The sequence below is a fragment of the Microcoleus sp. S1D4 genome, assembly GCF_036700765.1.
In the GTDB taxonomy this organism is placed as follows: Bacteria; Cyanobacteriota; Cyanobacteriia; order Cyanobacteriales; family Microcoleaceae; genus Microcoleus.
In genome coordinates this window covers 70,644-87,065 of the sequence record NZ_JAUBPP010000009.1, presented here as the reverse complement: position 1 = coordinate 87,065, position 16,422 = coordinate 70,644, and the positions used below count along the sequence as shown (strand labels likewise).

The following is a 16,422-nucleotide window of genomic DNA, read 5'->3' as shown; positions in this document are numbered from 1 at the left end:
ATCATCTCAGAAACCGGGTTTATTGGAATATTTTTCGTCACCAAACGCCAAAATCGAAGAAACCCGGTTTCTCGCCCAATTGCGCCCAATCTTCGCACCCCCCATCTACCCTTTCACCGCCAGCGGACGATCGCAATTTTAGTCCCCTTACCCACTTTAGAAACAATCTCAAACTCGTGCATCAACCGCTTAGAACCGCTAAGCCCCAAACCCAAACCGCGATTGGAAGTATAACCGTCAGTCATAGCCAATTCAATGTCTGGAATTCCCGGGCCTTTGTCTTCAAAAATCAGCCGCAGCCCTGTGCGCTTACCTGATTGGAGCATTTCTAAAGTTACCGTTCCCCCTTTGCCGTAGTCTACAGTATTGCGGGCGAGTTCGCTAGCTGCAGTAACAATTTTTGTTTGGTCTACCAAGCCGAATCCCATTGCTACAGCCAAAGTTCGCACTTGCTGTCGGACGTTGACTATATCGGAGGACGATCGAATTTCTAATGTCTCACGTTTTGACATGGCGGCTGCTGTACCAAAATAGAATTTCTCCACAAAACATAAGACCTACCCCGATCGACCAAGTTTCCCACAATCAATCTTGAATTAGTCAACAAGCTATCTACAAACCAGAGTTATTTACCTATTCCCCCTAAACTCGGCACAATCAATCAACCGATCGCAATCCTGAATCCGTAGGAAAACCCAAGGACTTATGCAACAAATTCATCCCTTTTTCAACACTTAAAGCTGTGCGAATTCCTGTCAAAGAAAGCCCCAATTCAACCAGCGTAATTGCCACCGCGGGCTGCATCCCAACCACAACTGTTTCTGCATCCAATATACGCGACATAGTAGCGATATTGTTGAGAATTCTGCCGATAAAAGAATCTACAATTTCCAGAGAAGAAATTTCTATCAAAACACCTTTTGCTCCGGTTTTGACTATCCGGTTCGTCAAGTCGTCTTGCAGCATCATTGCCAAGCGATCGTGCATATCTACTTGAATTGTGACTAACAAAAATTCTCCCATTTGCAGGATCGGAATCCGTTCCATCATCATAAATTCACCTTGCTTTGAGCTTTGAATTGAATAAAACTTGAGACTGGAGACAATATAGCGGTTCTCAATTGGTGTGAAATAGGCGGCGGGCGAGCTTTTTTCCGATTATCCGTTCCCCATTACCAATTAACCAAGCGCACCGCCGACGTTACACCAGACTATAATATTTGTTATTTTTCCTCTTTCAGATTTCTTATAATTAAACCTTGGCGCTGCAAGGCGACTTTAAAAGCATCTGCTAAAGTTGCTTTTGTCAAAATATCTTGCAAGTCAACTCCCAAATGAACAATGGTTTGAGCTATTTGCGGGCGAATGCCGCTGATGATGCACTCAGTACCCATGAGACGAGCCGCCGCGACGGTTTTTAATAAATGTTGAGCGACTAAAGTGTCAACAGTCGGCACGCCTGTAATGTCTAAAATTGCAAATTCTGAGCCAGTTTCCATGATTTCCTGCAACAGAGTTTCCATGACTATTTGAGTGCGGGCGCTGTCGAGAGTCCCGATCATGGGTAAAGCAAGAATTCCTTCCCAAAGTTTGACTACTGGTGTTGACAATTCGAGCATTTCTTGCTGCTGGCGTTCGATTACTTCTTCGCGAGCTTTGAGAAAGATTTCTGTCACCCAAAGGCCTAGTTGGTCTAATAAGCTGGTGGAAAGCCAAAGTTTTTCGACAAGTGCGTCGCGGTTTTGTGTCAATTCGTGACAAAGCCGATCGAACAATGGCTTTTTGAAGCATAAAATGAAACTCGCGATCTCTGACGGGGTAAAGCCTCTCTGAACGCGCGATCGCGAAACTTCTGCCAGCATCAGCCGCATATTTTCCCACTCTGGTGTCTGGATGTCGCTAAAGTTACCCTGCTGCAATGCTATTTGGAGCAATTGCAGGAACTCTTGACACTCGGATCGCAATTCTTTGGCTCTCATCAAGTCGTCTCGCCGCAGCCCGGTATTTTGCAGTTCTTTGAGCCAGTCTGCTAGTAACTCTGCTTTGTGTCTTTCGAGAATTTCCACGATCGTGTTATTGCTGGTGAGTTCCATTGAAATTATCTCCTGCTTAGCCATTGGGATGAAGTTGTACGAGAAGCCACACTTGAGTGTTTTTGATGGGGCAGTTTATGAGTTTAACTCACTATTTGCTGTTTGCAAGCGAGGGTTAAGTACCTAACTGCAAAATACGTTGGACGATCGCACTCGTAGAACTAGGAACTTCTATTTCGATCAAGGAAATCTTGCCGCCTCCGGCGATAACAGCGGGTGCTTCCGGCAGAGTTTCGAGTTGATAGTCGCCTCCTTTAACGTATATATCTGGCTTCAGGATATTTATCAGTTTAGTTGCTGTAATTTCGGAAAAAATCACTACCGCGTCTACGGGTTTGAGGGCTGCCAATACTTCGGCTCGCTGATTTTCCGGTACGATCGGGCGCGGCGGCAATCCTGGCTGTTGCGGTTTGATAGCTTGCACGCTTTTGTCGCTATTCAAGCCCACAACTAGCGTCCGTCCCAAATTTTTTGCCGCCTGCAAATAGCGGACGTGGCCAGCGTGCAGGATATCGAAGCACCCGTTAGTAAACACGATCGGACGCCAGTTATCGGGAGCGGATGCGATCGCTGCTGCGAGTTCTCTCAACGTGTAAACACCAGAAATCATTACATCCACCACTAGGAAATTTGAACAGCGATGAATCATCCTACCAAAAAACGCGATCGATTGTACCTTTTTCCTCAAACAATCAAGCACTATATTCGCTAATTTTTATTATTTTAAAATGAATGATTAGCAATTATTGATTTCTTTTAAATAAGTCATAAATAAAAATTATTTTCTATTTTGCTGATTTAGATACAGGATAAAAAATTCTATTCGTGTATCTGCAATTTGCCAAATAGATGAATACCGTGCCACTCAGTTAAATCGCGATGTACCCTAACTATTCGACTGGTGTTCAAGCCCTCAGAATCAATCCTCAGTGGAATTCAGTAACGGCAGTTCGATCGCCACGAGGGAACATCCGACTTGAGACTCTTGCAGAATCCTTGCAGCACCAACGGCATGGGGAATATCCACAAGTTCCACAGCCGCCGGACACAGCGCACTGCCTCCGGTGGCCCAACTGGCCAAAAGAGCGTGCAGCAACTCGCGCTTAATGGCGGCCCGGCGAGAGCCTGTGAAAACCGGGGTAAAGTGGAGGCGAGTACCCGATCGAGCTATTTTGGTGGAAAATAACGTGAAGTACCCGATCGGCCTTGCTTCTGATTGGAGCTTCCCAACTCATAAAATGGGGGAGAGTTTGATTCGTCTGCGGAGTTTCCCGTCTTAAAGGCGGTTTTCACCTTCAGGATTTCTGTTTCCACAGAGAGAGCAAGAAACTGAACCTCGCGCGATCGATCGTGTGACGCGGGCTGCCACCCGTGAACCCCGCAGGCGAATCAACAAGCGAGTATGAGAAACTAATACCTGTTCCCCAAAAACAACGCAACTGCTGGCTAGCTCCAAACCCTTAGCTCATCATTGATTCCCCCATCGAAGATCCCCAAGGCACCAATCAAAAAGGGGTATGATCCCTCTTACCACTTAACCCATTAAACAAAATTTCGTTGAATCTAACGGTGTAGAATCATCTAACAGGAATTATGAAAGCAACTAACAACCGTCAATTTTCTTCAGTAGCAGCTCGAACTCTAAAAGTAGTCGGGATTATCTTGATTCTGTCTGCTTTGCTTGACTGCATTGTTCTATCACTGCCGGGAGAAGCCTCCGACATTATGAATCGAGGCTGGCAGTTGGCCGCAGCAACTCAGATAGTTGACCGGGGCATTATTCCTTTGATGGGTATCGCCCTGCTGATGACAGGCTTTTGGGTGGACAGCAGCAGCGGAGTCTCTATTGAGCGGCGCAATATTTGGGTTGACTTGCGATTCTGGGCGCTATTGATTTCCAGCTTGTTAGGGCTAATTTACTTGTTGCTGGTTCCAGTTCACCTCAACAATACTCGCTTGGAACTCAAGGATGCTCTGGCTCAAGTCGATAAGGAAGCGGGACAAGCCGAAAATCAACTAGAGGCGCAAATTAAAAGCGACCAGTTTAAAGCTCAGGTAGAACAACTCAAAAGCCAGCGCCGCAGCCAGATAGGCGCGCTGTTGCAAGATGAGGGGAAGCTGCAAGAGGCACTCAAGAGTCCAGATGTTCCCAAGGAATTGAAAGCTGTGCTTCAGGACTCGAAAAAGGACCCGAAAGCCCTTGACAAGTTTTTGGAACAGCAAGCCCAAGAACTGCCCGTTCAAGCTCGTAACGAGATTCGCACCCGCAAGCAACAAAAAGAGAAAGAGTTGAGAACTCGATCGAGAAATTCGAGTTTGCAGACGGGAATCAGCAGTTTGTTGTTGGCGATCGGCTACATTACTGTTGGTTGGACAGGATTGAGAAGTATGGGAATTTTGGGCTTCGGTCGCCGCAAAAGTTGACCTGCGCCAGCCCCTAGAACCCGTAAGTCAAGATATCTTGCAAGAAATACTTAATCTGCTGAACATAGCAACCGCTCCTGGCAGCTACGACCTTATTAATGACTGAAGCCATTAATTTTCTTGCATTTTCACATCGACTTCTTCTCGGTTCCTCCCCAACGACTGTGTTTATCCGCTCGCGCAGTCGAAGGAATCAGGAACCACGAAGCGTTGCACTGAACCCTTCGACGAAGTGTCGAAGAGCCTTCTATCTTCTACCTTCTACCTGACTGATGACGTTGGACGTTCGGTGGGGGGGAGACAGCACTAATAACGGAAAGCTCGGGGGGGACAGCAAAACATGACTAATGACTAATGACTACTGACTACTGACTAATGACTACTGACTTCTTCTATAGTTTGCCCTTACTGAAAGCTGGGAATGTTCTCAATTTATATTTTGACTTACAACGAAGAGATTGATATCGCCGCTTGCATAGAATCGGCAATGCTTTGTGACGATATCATTGTAGTTGATTCTTTCAGCAGCGATCGCACCCTTGAGATTGTTCAGAACTATCCCGTGCAAACAGTGCAGCACCGCTTTGAAAGTCACGGACGCCAGCGGACTTGGATGCTCCAAGAAGTAGAATGCAAGTACGAATGGGTTTACATCCTCGAAGCTGACGAGCGGATGACACCTGCACTGTTTGCTGAATGCTTAAAGGCGATGGAAAGTCAAGAATATATCGGGTATTACGTAGCAGAAAAAGTAATCTTTATGGAGTGCTGGATTCGCCGCAGCACTCAATATCCCCGCTATCAAATGCGCCTGTTTCGCAAAGACCGAGTGTGGTTTTCTGACTACGGTCACACCGAACGGGAAGTCTGCAACGGGCCCACTCACTTTTTAAAGGAAACCTACCCTCATTATACTTGCAGCAAAGGTCTTTCTCGCTGGATAGAAAAGCACAACCGCTACTCGACTGACGAAGCTGCTGAAACTCTTCGCCAATTAGCAGCAGGTCAAGTAAATTGGTGGGATTTATTGTTTGGCGCATCGGAGGTAGAAAGGCGGCGCGCTTTGAAAGATTTTTCTTTGCGCTTGCCTTTGCGGCCTGTGGTGCGCTTTTTTTATATGTATATTTTACTCGGCGGATTTCTTGACGGTCAAGCGGGATTAGCTTGGTGCACGCTGCAAGCTTTTTATGAATATCTAATTTTGCTAAAGGTTTGGGAAATGAAGCATATGCCGCTGCCGAATTTAAGTGCTGGGGAAGAACAGCCTATTTCCGAAGTTGTGAAAGTTGAATCCCCTCAAGTTTCATCGAATATTTAAGCTAGTAAATATCGCGAAAGTAATAGCTATTTGAACAAGTATGGCTTCCATTTTCTATCTAATATAAATTATTTTTAGATTTTTTGTATAAGTCTTTGCTCAATACATAAACGGCAAATGAAAAATATATAAATATATTTTATATTAGATAATTGTAGATAATTTGTGATATCATCTCCGGTCGATTAGCCGCACTAATACCATTTTTCACAAATCGTGCAACATAACAATTGTTGGGCAAGAGTGTTACAGAGGGTTGTTCTACAATATGTGTAAGGTGCGTCGCAAAATTGTCGATTAAATTGAGGGATTGAAAGACAGCGACGCACCCTACAAATACTGTTGCATTATTTTTGCAAAATGGTATTATACCAATTTCATAAAGTAGCGCTAGATATTACCCCCCAAACCCCCCCCCGAACTCGCGGGGGGGGCTAAAACTTCATCCATACCACATCTTTAGAAAAATGGTATTACTCATACAGAGATGAGTAGATTGAGAAAATTTGGCGTAAATTTGGGTCAACAGTATCTACGCCGCTACTCAAAACTATTGAGCACTACGCAATCCTGTTTTTTCTCGATCGATCTTTAAGATCAACACCCCTAAAGGCGGCAAACACAAGTCGATCGAATAAGGGCTGTTGTGGAACCACCACTCATCAGTCCACTTACCTCCCAAATTCCCCATATTGCTGCCCCCGTACTCCCGCGCGTCGCTGTTAAACAACTCCGTATAGAAACCCGGTTCCGGCACTCCTACGCGATAGTGAGAGTGCGGCTGGGGCGTAAAATTGCACACCGTTACCACAAACTCATCGCCATCCTTCTCGCGGCGCACAAAGGCTACCACGCTGTGCCGGTTGTCGCTGCAATCAATCCACTCAAACCCATCCTCAGCAAAATCTTGACTGTAAAGTGCAGTTTCGCTGCGATACAAATGGTTCAAATCCTTAAAAAACAGCTTCAACTTTTGGTGCGGTTCAAATTGCAGCAAATCCCACTGCAAATCCCCCCAAACGTTCCACTCATGCCACTGGCCGAACTCCATCCCCATAAACATAGTTTTCTTTCCGGGGTGAGCAAACATAAAAGTAAACAAACACCGCACGTTTGCAAACTTTTGCCATTCGTCTCCAGGCATTTTGCCGATGATGTGGGCCTTGCCGTGGACTACTTCGTCGTGGGACAAAGCCAGCATAAAATTCTCGCTGTGGTTGTACCACATACTGAAAGTTATGTTGTTCTGGTGAAACTGGCGGAACCACGGGTCCATATGGTAGTAGTCGAGCATATCGTGCATCCAACCCATGTTCCACTTCAGGTTGAAGCCTAAGCCCCCTACATAGGTCGGCCAAGATACCATCGGCCAAGAGGTTGATTCTTCGGCGATCGACAGCGATCCTGGGAAATAGCTAAAAATGACGTGATTCACCTGTCGCAGAAAATCTGCCGCTTCGATATTTTCGCGGCCGCCGTACTGGTTGGTCAGCCATTCTCCTGGTTCCCGGCAGTAATCCAAATACAGCATGGAAGCTACTGCATCTACCCGAACTCCGTCGATGTGGTACTTGTCAAACCAGAACAGAGCGTTTGATACTAGGAAATTCCGCACTTCGTTGCGGCCGTAGTTAAATACTAGGGTTCCCCACTCTTTGTGCTCGCCCTTGCGGGGGTCGGCGTGTTCGTACAAGTGAGTTCCGTCAAAGAATGCTAAACCGTGGCCGTCTTTGGGGAAATGCCCCGGTACCCAGTCCACGAGTACGCCAAGGCCGCTGGCGTGGCACTGGTCAACAAAATACATGAAATCTTCGGGTGTGCCGTACCGGGAAGTTGGGGCGAAATAGCCGGTTACTTGATAGCCCCAGGAACCGTCGAAGGGATGTTCGGCGATGGGCAGCATTTCAATGTGAGTGAATCCCAAATCTTTGACGTAGGGAATCAGCCGATCGGCCAATTCTCGATAAGTCAGAAACCGCGCCCCTGGTTTGAGTTCTGAAACCGCAACTGCTGGCTCTATTTCACCATTTGGCAGCATCGCGGGTTCGTCTGTACCGGCGTGCAGCCAAGAACCGATGTGGCATTCGTAAACCGAAACTGGCTGAGTCAGTTGGTCTGTCTGCCGCCGCTGTTCGATCCAAGCGCTGTCGTGCCAAGTGTAGTTATCTAAGTCGGTGACAATTGATGCTGTTTTCGGCCGCACTTCTTGTTGGAAACCGTAAGGGTCGGACTTTTCATAGGGATGTCCGTCTTGGTTTTTCACTTCGTATTTGTAGTGAGTTCCCACGGTTAGTCCCGGAATGAATAATTCCCAGATGCCGTTTTGAGATTTCCGCATTTGATGTTTGCGGCCGTCCCAAGAGTTGAAATCGCCTAAAACTGATACGTTGCGGGCATTCGGAGCCCAAACGGCAAAATATACTCCTGTGATTCCGTCTACTTCGGTGAAGTGCGCGCCAAGTTTTTCGTAAATCCGGTGGTGGTTGCCTTCTGAGAATAGGTGAAGGTCAAATTCTGTGAGTTTGGGCGATCGAAAGGCGTAGGGGTCGTAGATAAAACGTTCGTGTTCTCCTTCTTTGACCCGCAGTTGATAGTTTGCTAGTTCTGGAGTTTCGATCGTACATTCAAAAAAGTGAGGGTGATGCTCGGATTTCATTGGGTATTCAGCCCTCGACTCCGGCAATACTACCGATACCGCATCCGCATTGGGCAGATAAGCTCGGACGGCCCAGACTTTTTTGCCATTATTTTCGATCGTGTGGGGGCCTAGGACTTCAAATGGATCGTGGTGCTGATTCCCAACAATACGGTCAATTTGTTCAAAGGGTACGGTCGCGGGCATAAAACTACCTACCTGAATCTTTTAACTAAATGGCTTTCAAAACCTAGAGCGCCGCAGCACTTTACATTTAGATACATTTTTGATTGCTCATCCTACCACTGATTAGCATAATTTTGCCGGTGCTGCGGCTGCCGCGCGCGCCCCTTTGCCCGCACAGCAGGCAATCGGATTGTTTCGCTGGCGATCGAGCTTTCATCTTACTGCTCGTCTCTTAAGTATATGAATCTTAAAACAAATTGAAAATTTTAGAGATTTGTCAAAAAACTATTGACTTTTTCTGCGTTATGTGATATATCGTGTTTCTAGTTTCAGGACGCTGGACACTTGATGATGAATAAGTGAAATTTTTAGGCACGGGCGATCGCCCGACAGGTAGATTTTAAAATTCCGGAGGCAGGGTTTCGCCGCAAAGTTCGTGGATTTGGGCAATGCGATCGAACAGCCAAGGATAGTCAGTGCGGTATTTAGGAATCAAAGCTAAGGGACTCAGCAGGGCGGCAGCAGTAATATCTGCCACGCTCAAGGAATCGCCTACCAAATAAGTACCATCCTGCCAGCGCAGGTGCAAAAAATCTAAAGCAGCACTCAGCCGCAATTGGGCAAGTTTTGCTGAGGCTGGGTTAATACCGAACTGGCGGCGCGCCAATTGAATTACTAATTGGCTTAAAACAGAGGGGTCAATTTGTTTGCCCGCACCGGCGCGAAACTCGTAGTAAACAAATCGAGTAGCGATGCCGATGCTTTCATCGAGCCAGTCTTCGATCGTCCAAGCCTCTAGTTGCAAACTCTCGTCTGCGGGTAACAGCGGCGGCGATGGAAAGCGAGACTCGATCGAGTGCAAAATTTGTGTAGAGTCGGCGATCGCCGAAGGTTGACCTTCGAGTTGAGGCAACAGTACCGGCGCACAGTCCTCAAACCCCCCGTCAGAGGCTTAAGTTTCAAAACCTGCAGGCCTGGAGTCAAATTTTTGACTTAAAAGGGAATGCCCTTGTCACCGAGCGCTAAGCGGACTTTCCGACAGTAAGGGCAGGTACTGAACTGTAGTCAAAGCATCACACAAAAATTAACACCCAACTTGAGGCCTAGACTGAAGAGATGAAAAAATGCGAGGAGCAAACCTTTTTCACCCGCAGGCTAGGCTGGTTGGGCCTAGACTCCGATAGAGCTATAGTTAGGGAGACTTTTTAGGGGCAACTGTTGCACCAGCGCCTGGAGTAGCTTTTGGAGATTCCTTCGGTACTGGAGAAGTAACAGGAGGAGGAGTAGTAGTGGTGTCAGTACCGCTGGGAGTAGGAGTAGTGGTGCTTTCACCGCCACAGGCTCCGAGGGCTGCTGCCAAGCCCACTACCAAAGTCAAACGAATTAATCCCTTGTTCATAAACACTCCTTAAACATTGAAAACCCATCGCAAGGAAGGGAATAGTGTACTTGAGAAACAATGCTGGCACGAATAGATCAACGATTCGCTCGTTGATTACAATACTGCATTTGTTAATTAATTTCACATAGATTCTGGAGAACCGGCAAAGATTTATTTTTTTTTTTTGAAATTCTCAAGTCAAAGTGACCGATCGCAGGCTGGGTTAGTTGGTTTATCAGGTATGTTTATTGACATCATCACGACTGCTAAAGGCACGGAGATTCGCAAGATCGCTCTCTGGGTTTGCTCTTTCGGCGACTCGGCGATGCCGGCGAGGAATTTCCTGAGTCAATGGAGAGTGTCGATGTCTCCAGAGGCTTTTAAGGTTCCCGCCTACCCCACGGTACGAAATGCTATGGCAATCCTAAATTATTGACTCGTTACCAGTTCGAGGGCAAGCATGGCCCACAGGCGAGGAAGAGCTTACCTTGTAACAAGCGAGGCTCTTCAAGAGTGATCTCTGTTTTCCAAAAAAGCCTGGGAACCAGTTATTTAAATCGATCGACAGATTGTTATAGTTCCAGATAGGTCAACTACCCATCACCAAGCGGAGTACCGCTATAATGCAGGCTTGTATCTGAACTCCACCGCAATTCCGAGAATCTAGAGAGAATCTCAGCTTTGGTTTCACCGCTCGATACATCAGGGGATGCTGACAAGCTCCCCGTACTCGTCCAGTCTTGCCGGACAAGCAACGCTCTCATTGCAATATTTCGCGCACCAATCAAATCAGCGTGTAACTCATGACTACAACATTCGCAACGGAACAATAGTCCTTTTTTCGGCCTATTGCCATCCGAAGTATGTCCGCATTTAGAACAACTTTTCGACGTGTAATGAGCCGGAACTTTCGTTGCTAACGAACCATTTAGATGGGCTTTGTAGTCGATATAACCGTGCAATTCGGCATAAGACCATTTAGCTTTGTTTCGATTAGCTACTCGTCTCTTCTTGCTTGCCTTATTACCCGATTTTGTCCTGGTCCTCTCCCGGATTCCGGTGAGGTTTTCTAGTCCAATCAGGGTGTTAGGTTTGGCAATATCCTTGCTGACTTGGTGGTTCACATCAGCGATAAACCGTCTCTCTCTCCCAGACAAAGCGATTAATCTTCGCTTCGCTGAACGAGTGTCTTTACGCTGAAGAGTCATCCGTGCTTTGTGGTAGCGGTTAGCTTTGTGTCTAACTTCCTTCCCTGAGTAGAATTTAGACTTATTTTGCAAGTCTGTTTCCACCGCTAAGTAGCGCATACCCACGTCAACACCAGAGACTCTCGTTATTTTTAGTGGGCTAATTTCAGGTGTTTCTACTTCAATACTTACCATCAGGTAATATATTTTGGAGGAACGCTGATAGACAATTTTAGCTGCTCCAATATGAGCGCCATTGGCAATTAAGTCTAAATGCTTGTTGTAGCCATCATACAAAACTACTATTCGGCCCTGGAGAGTAATAATACTAACTCGCCTTTCGGTTTTAAAAGAGTAGTCGCGCTGATAATTTAGGGTACAAGTTCGAGATATATATTTGGGGGCTTTGTCTAACCCTTTATACCGTCTCTTAGTGTAGCATGAAGCAATAGCATCGTTAGATTGTTTTACCTTAGTCCACAGAGTTTTGTAGGTTCCAGAAACTTGTCTGGGTACGTTGCAAGCCATTTGGGCTCCAAGTCCAAATCTCACCCGCAATTCGTTGTAGACGGCTTTTTGCAACTTAGACCCATTGCTGGTTTTGCCTGCGTCAAAAGCAACTTGTGAAGTGTAATTCAAGGCATCTCGGTAGGCTAAAGTAGTCTGAGATACCAAAGCTTTTTGCTCGGCAGTCAGGTTTAGTTTTAGCTTGGCGGTGATGACTTGGGACATTGTTTTCACAAACTCTGGTATTATTGTATCTCGTGAAAACTAATATTGCAACAGGAATCAAAGATTTGCTCGGCAGTCAGGCCTCGCGCGCATTCCTCCCGGCACTCAACGGAGTACAGTTAGAGGGCCCGACTCCTGCTGTCTAGTTGAAGATCCACAGGCTTTTGCTGTTGCCTCCGGCAAGAGACAGCGGTAAACTGAATAAGTTATAAATTAAAAGTTCCCCTAATAAGGGGGAGGTTTTAAACCAAATTTTTCGATAACAGATCGATTCGAGATTGTGCCAATTGGCACTCGCCCACGATCGACAACAAAAAAAACTCCTAGCCTTAATAAAGCTGAAACTGACCTATTTTACGTATTGGTGAACTGTATGACCGCTGCTATTAGATCCGTGGATTCTCGCCGCTCTCGATCGACCAACAAGCCCGCCCCAGAAAAACCCAACAGCAAAGTTACTTCTATTGCTAGAGCTAGACGGGCAAAGACAGGGCCGCAATTGCCCAACTACGAGGTCGCCGAGGCACAGCCACGGCCTCGCGCCGAAGCATCGGTGCTGAAAGTGATGCCCGACCGTCAGCGGCAGCCCATGTGGCTTCGGTCTCTTTTGCGGGTGGAGCGCGCCTCGTCAGCGGTGGCGCTTCTGCTTTTAGGCGGTGCTCTGAGTCTCTACGGTTTGACTGTCTACAGCGAGCAGCAGTGGAGTCAAGAGTATCAAAAGCTGGAAACTTTGCGACTCCGCGAACAGCAGTTGACTGCTGCTAGCGAAGTGTTGAAACACCAACTTGCTAAGGAAGCCCAAAACCCAGAAACTGGTTTGATGCCGCAGAAGCCGGCGGATACGATTTTCTTGCAACCGCTTCCCGATCGCCGATCGCCCGGTGTGGTGGCACCAAATTCTGAAGAACCCGCTATCAAGAATCGATCGGGCGAGGAAACGCCACTGGGCTATTAAGGTGGATCTTGGCATTGAAGATTTGAGATGTGCTACACAGAGGAATCTGGAGGCTTGAACAAATTGTCAGGCGCACTCCCCCATCTAGAAACAGTGGGGGTTAGCCGAAGCACTCCTGAAACAGCGCAATAGCTAAGTTTCTAGAAAACAGGTTTCTAGTTCGAACTCTCCTATGAGCGTCTTCCCCCGATCGAGTACAATACGCGAGCGGGGAAGCTCGCACTATAATAAAAAAATGCTTTTTACTCAAACTTGTTCGCTCGTGAAGTCGAAGAATATAAAATCTAAAATCTAAAATCTAAAATCTAAAATCTCAACTCCTCACCTTTTTGAGAAAGGCTATATGAGCTACGATCCCCGTTTTGACCGCTACAGATCGCCGAACTTTAAACGTCCAAAAGCGTCGAGGGATGGCACTTGGTGGGGCCAACAAAGCAAACCTAGAGTTTCTGCTACTGCTAGCAGGCAGCCTCGGCCACCCCTAGAGCGTTTAAAACGCAGCAAGTTTCGCTTGTGGGCTGTGTGGGCGGTGTTGATGTTGGGGGGGCTGGGGTTGGCTGTGAATTTGTTTTATTTGCAGGTGACGCGGGCTCCGGCGCTGCGGAAACAGGCCGAGCAGCAGCAAACTCTCAAGTCTAAGCCGTTTGTGCCGAGACGCCCGATTGTTGACGGCGCGGGCAATGTTTTGGCGATCGACAGACAAGTGTACACGCTCTACGCTCACCCGAAGCTGTTCAACCATACAAAGGCTGAAGTGGCGGCTACCTTGGCTCCGATGCTGCCGATCGAACGAAATCCGGGCAATACGCCGGAAACTGAACTGCTGCGCCGGTTTAATCTGGGCGAAACGGGTATTACTATTGCGGATTCTCTGGCTCAAGAGGTGGCCGATCGCGTGGGGCGGATGCAAATTAAACATACTCCCGTGGATGGGCTGGAGTTGGTGCGACAGCAGCAGCGTTTTTACCCGCAGCAGGAGTTGGCGGCGGATGTTTTGGGTTATGTGGATGGGGAACGGAAGGGACAAGCTGGGGTAGAGTACAGTCAGCAGAATTTGCTGGAACGATCGATGCCGTCGATTCAATTTAGCAAGTCGATCGACGGACATTGGGTGCCCGATCGACTGACGGCTGGTTTTGTGCAGCTAGATGATTTGAAGTTGCAACTGACGATCGACAGTCGCTTGCAGCGGGCGGCGCGGATTGCTCTCAAGGACAAAATGAAGGAATACGGGGCGAAGCGGGGCGCGGTGATTGTGATGGATGCCCGCAACGGGGAATTGTTGTCAATGGTAGCGGAACCTACCTATGACCCAAATCAATATTTTAATTTCGATTTGTCGCGCTATAAAAATTGGGCTGTAACTGATGTTTACGAGCCTGGTTCGACTTTTAAAGCGATTAATGTGGCGATCGCCCTAGAAGCTGGTGCGGTCAAACCTAACACTGTATTTAATGACGAAGGTCGGATTTATATCGATGGCTGGACTATCCAAAATTCCGATTACCAACAAGCAGGCGCTCGCGGGCGTTCTACGGTGACAGATATTTTGAAACATTCGAGTAATGTGGGGATGGTGCACGTAATGAGAAGTATGAAACCTTCTCTTTACTATCAAGCTTTAGAAAAACTCGGACTGGGACAAACTGCAGGAAGTGATTTGCCTTTTGAAGTAACGAGTCAGCTTAAAAATCGAGAGCAATTTATTAATTCTCCGGTGGAAGTTGCTACTACTGCTTTTGGTCAAGGTTTTTCGATTACTCCGATACAGTTGGTGCAGCTTAACGGAGCTTTGGCCAACGGTGGTAAGTTGGTAACTCCTCATGTTGTGCGGGGACTTTTCGATCGCGAGGGTCAAGCTTTTTGGAAGCTTCCGAGGGCTGTTCCGAAGCAAGTGTTTTCGCCGGAAACTACTAAGCAGGTTTTGGAAATGATGGAAACTGTGGTGGATGGCGGTACGGGGAAAGCTGCACAAATTCCCGGCTATCGGATTGCTGGGAAAACGGGCACGGCTCAAAAAGCTAATGCTGGGGGGGGTTATTCTCACAAGGCGATTATTACTAGCTTTGTGGGGATAATGCCTGTGGAAGCTCCTAAGTATGTGGTGCTGGCGGTGATTGATGAGCCGAAGGGCGGTTCGGGGGGTGTGGTGGCGGCGCCGATTGTGGAGTCGGTGATGGAGGCGCTGATTAATATTGAGAAGATTGCGCCGACGAAGAAGTAGGAAGTCGGGCGTGAACCGGGTTTCGGGGATGAAGGAGCGATCGCACAATTTGAAGGCTGATATCCCAATAGGGTTCACTTAACACTATCTATGCCCCGGAGAGCCCCCTAAATCCCCCTTAAGAAGGGGGACTTTGAGAGGTTTCTTGTCCCACCCCCTACTCCCCTTTTTAAGGGGGGTTAGGGGGGATCGTCTTAAGTGAACCGTATTTGGTTCGTAGTAAGGACTTTAGTCCGCAAATTGGATCGGACTAAAGTCCGTACTACGAACGGTTTTTTTTTGTGGTAATCGATCGCACATTAGAGCGCGCATGGGTGCTGAGAAAGCCCGTTGCTGCGAAAATTTGTGTTGAGTCACCAGAAATATCGGCAGAAACTGGCTTTGTGCGATCGCTACTTGATGTTAGTAACAATATCTTTCTTTGTTGTTTGGATTGGCTTGTGATTGTCTGCGGGAGGTGCGCTTGTGTCCTAAGAGAGTGGAGACGATGACGCACCGATCGCTATTTTTTAAATCGGGATGAGATAGTGTCAGCGTTCCTTTTGCTTGCAGGCTTGTTTGGCCGCACTCGTCGGTACTGTTATAAACGACGCAACCTCGGAAGTTGAACATTACCCGCCGAATTGTTTTTTCTCCTGTGGCTTTGTTGTGTTCATTAACTTTGAGCAGTGTTGTTTCATCTGGATTTATTTGAATTTGCGGTTCTAGGTCTTTCCATTGACTGGGTAGTAATTGGGCTGGGGTAATATCGGCTGGGTGGATTGCTACTTGTACGTTTTTTCCGACTACTTCTTTGAAGCTGGTTTGCCATGCTATTTTGTCGCGTTTGGCGTTGCTTAGGGCTAATTCCATTGCCCAATAAGCCCGATCGACTGATACATTCAAACGGTGGTTGTTGATGAACATTAGCCAAGAAGGGGTGACGATCGCACAAAATATCCCCACTATTGCCATAATTATCAACATTTCAATCATTGTAAAACCGGCGGCAGATGTAGCGGCTCTGCCTTTGAGCATTTTATATATTGACACGTAGATGCACTCCTTGATATTTAGCTAATAAAAAATAGCTAGGAGGTGCTATTTTTTCTTTATTTTAGTTCTTGAGTTTGGTTAATGTATAGGGCGCTTAAATAAAATTTACATAATTGGCATCTACCCGATCGCCCGCAGGGGGTTTAAACCCCCGTCTCATAGCAGAAGTCGGTTGAAACCGACTGAAGAAGGTAGTAGCGTGGTATCGCCCCTATCGCCTCGAAAGTCCTCTTAGAGAGGACTTATATCAAT

At 47.1% G+C, this 16,422-nt stretch carries 15 protein-coding genes; 5 read left to right on the top strand and 10 right to left on the bottom strand.

Going from position 1 to position 16,422, the window contains the following annotated elements; all coding sequences use genetic code 11:
- Nucleotides 1–113: 113 nt before the first annotated feature.
- From QT998_RS11730 to QT998_RS11710, 5 genes are all read right to left on the bottom strand, one after another.
- Nucleotides 114–545, bottom strand: a complete 432-nt coding sequence (locus QT998_RS11730; RefSeq protein WP_333195051.1) for an anti-sigma regulatory factor — start codon at nt 543–545, stop codon at nt 114–116.
- 112 nt (nt 546–657) lie between these two features.
- Entirely contained in the window at nt 658–1,053 is a 396-nt protein-coding gene (locus QT998_RS11725) for an STAS domain-containing protein (protein WP_333091447.1), read from the bottom strand.
- A gap of 170 nt (nt 1,054–1,223) precedes the next feature.
- Nucleotides 1,224–2,093 carry an STAS domain-containing protein gene (locus QT998_RS11720; RefSeq protein ID WP_194011745.1) on the bottom strand — a complete coding sequence of 290 codons (870 nt, stop codon included), beginning with the start codon at nt 2,091–2,093 and terminating at the stop codon, nt 1,224–1,226.
- A 115-nt stretch (nt 2,094–2,208) separates the two neighbouring features.
- On the bottom strand, nt 2,209–2,703 hold the full coding sequence (gene rfaE2, locus QT998_RS11715) for a D-glycero-beta-D-manno-heptose 1-phosphate adenylyltransferase (RefSeq protein WP_194011752.1): 495 nt from the start codon (nt 2,701–2,703) through the stop codon (nt 2,209–2,211).
- Nucleotides 2,704–3,012: 309 nt separating this feature from the next.
- Nucleotides 3,013–3,189, bottom strand: a complete 177-nt coding sequence (locus tag QT998_RS11710; protein WP_333091446.1) for a hypothetical protein — start codon at nt 3,187–3,189, stop codon at nt 3,013–3,015.
- 31 nt (nt 3,190–3,220) lie between these two features.
- Between QT998_RS11710 and QT998_RS11705 the strand changes: the two genes are divergently transcribed.
- The 3 genes from QT998_RS11705 to QT998_RS11695 all read left to right on the top strand — a co-directional run bounded on the left by QT998_RS11705 (nt 3,221) and on the right by QT998_RS11695 (nt 5,835).
- On the top strand, nt 3,221–3,373 hold the full coding sequence (locus QT998_RS11705) for a hypothetical protein (RefSeq protein WP_333091444.1): 153 nt from the start codon (nt 3,221–3,223) through the stop codon (nt 3,371–3,373).
- Between the two features lie 313 nt (nt 3,374–3,686).
- Nucleotides 3,687–4,517, top strand: a complete 831-nt coding sequence (gene hpsJ-B, locus QT998_RS11700; protein WP_194011747.1) for a hormogonium polysaccharide biosynthesis protein HpsJ — start codon at nt 3,687–3,689, stop codon at nt 4,515–4,517.
- A 421-nt stretch (nt 4,518–4,938) separates the two neighbouring features.
- Nucleotides 4,939–5,835, top strand: a complete 897-nt coding sequence (locus QT998_RS11695; RefSeq protein ID WP_194069449.1) for a glycosyltransferase family 2 protein — start codon at nt 4,939–4,941, stop codon at nt 5,833–5,835.
- A 550-nt stretch (nt 5,836–6,385) separates the two neighbouring features.
- On the opposite strand, the gene glgB is transcribed toward QT998_RS11695, so the two are convergent.
- The 4 genes from glgB to QT998_RS11675 all read right to left on the bottom strand — a co-directional run bounded on the left by glgB (nt 6,386) and on the right by QT998_RS11675 (nt 11,956).
- Complete coding sequence (gene glgB, locus QT998_RS11690; RefSeq protein WP_194069451.1) at nt 6,386–8,677, bottom strand: 1,4-alpha-glucan branching enzyme; 2,292 nt, start codon at nt 8,675–8,677, stop codon at nt 6,386–6,388.
- Nucleotides 8,678–9,056: 379 nt separating this feature from the next.
- Nucleotides 9,057–9,569 (bottom strand): glutathione S-transferase family protein, encoded by a 513-nt coding sequence (locus tag QT998_RS11685; RefSeq protein WP_333117501.1) that lies wholly within the window; start codon nt 9,567–9,569, stop codon nt 9,057–9,059.
- Between the two features lie 279 nt (nt 9,570–9,848).
- The gene (locus tag QT998_RS11680; RefSeq protein WP_333091437.1) at nt 9,849–10,055 is read right to left on the bottom strand and encodes a serine protease; all 207 of its coding nucleotides are present in this window, start codon (nt 10,053–10,055) and stop codon (nt 9,849–9,851) included.
- 575 nt (nt 10,056–10,630) lie between these two features.
- Nucleotides 10,631–11,956 carry an RNA-guided endonuclease InsQ/TnpB family protein gene (locus QT998_RS11675; RefSeq protein ID WP_333117503.1) on the bottom strand — a complete coding sequence of 442 codons (1,326 nt, stop codon included), beginning with the start codon at nt 11,954–11,956 and terminating at the stop codon, nt 10,631–10,633.
- A 373-nt stretch (nt 11,957–12,329) separates the two neighbouring features.
- On the opposite strand from QT998_RS11675, the gene QT998_RS11670 reads away from it, so the two are divergent.
- Complete coding sequence (locus QT998_RS11670; protein ID WP_333091436.1) at nt 12,330–12,911, top strand: hypothetical protein; 582 nt, start codon at nt 12,330–12,332, stop codon at nt 12,909–12,911.
- A gap of 343 nt (nt 12,912–13,254) precedes the next feature.
- Nucleotides 13,255–15,135 carry a peptidoglycan D,D-transpeptidase FtsI family protein gene (locus QT998_RS11665; protein WP_333091434.1) on the top strand — a complete coding sequence of 627 codons (1,881 nt, stop codon included), beginning with the start codon at nt 13,255–13,257 and terminating at the stop codon, nt 15,133–15,135.
- A gap of 402 nt (nt 15,136–15,537) precedes the next feature.
- Here QT998_RS11665 and QT998_RS11660 read toward each other — a convergent pair whose 3' ends face one another.
- On the bottom strand, nt 15,538–16,152 hold the full coding sequence (locus QT998_RS11660) for a pilus assembly FimT family protein (RefSeq protein WP_333218008.1): 615 nt from the start codon (nt 16,150–16,152) through the stop codon (nt 15,538–15,540).
- Nucleotides 16,153–16,422: the final 270 nt, after the last annotated feature.

Excerpts from the sequence above, each read along its gene's own strand:
- glgB (WP_194069451.1), bottom strand. The coding sequence starts at position 8,677 with ATGCCCGCGACCGTACCCTTTGAACAAATTGACCGTATTGTTGGGAAT.
- QT998_RS11720 (WP_194011745.1), bottom strand. The coding sequence starts at position 2,093 with ATGGAACTCACCAGCAATAACACGATCGTGGAAATTCTCGAAAGACAC.
- QT998_RS11680 (WP_333091437.1), bottom strand. The coding sequence starts at position 10,055 with ATGAACAAGGGATTAATTCGTTTGACTTTGGTAGTGGGCTTGGCAGCA.
- hpsJ-B (WP_194011747.1), top strand. The coding sequence starts at position 3,687 with ATGAAAGCAACTAACAACCGTCAATTTTCTTCAGTAGCAGCTCGAACT.
- QT998_RS11695 (WP_194069449.1), top strand. The coding sequence starts at position 4,939 with ATGTTCTCAATTTATATTTTGACTTACAACGAAGAGATTGATATCGCC.
- QT998_RS11725 (WP_333091447.1), bottom strand. The coding sequence starts at position 1,053 with ATGATGATGGAACGGATTCCGATCCTGCAAATGGGAGAATTTTTGTTA.
- QT998_RS11660 (WP_333218008.1), bottom strand. The coding sequence starts at position 16,152 with ATGCTCAAAGGCAGAGCCGCTACATCTGCCGCCGGTTTTACAATGATT.
- QT998_RS11675 (WP_333117503.1), bottom strand. The coding sequence starts at position 11,956 with ATGTCCCAAGTCATCACCGCCAAGCTAAAACTAAACCTGACTGCCGAG.
- QT998_RS11670 (WP_333091436.1), top strand. The coding sequence starts at position 12,330 with ATGACCGCTGCTATTAGATCCGTGGATTCTCGCCGCTCTCGATCGACC.
- QT998_RS11665 (WP_333091434.1), top strand. The coding sequence starts at position 13,255 with ATGAGCTACGATCCCCGTTTTGACCGCTACAGATCGCCGAACTTTAAA.
- rfaE2 (WP_194011752.1), bottom strand. The coding sequence starts at position 2,703 with ATGATTTCTGGTGTTTACACGTTGAGAGAACTCGCAGCAGCGATCGCA.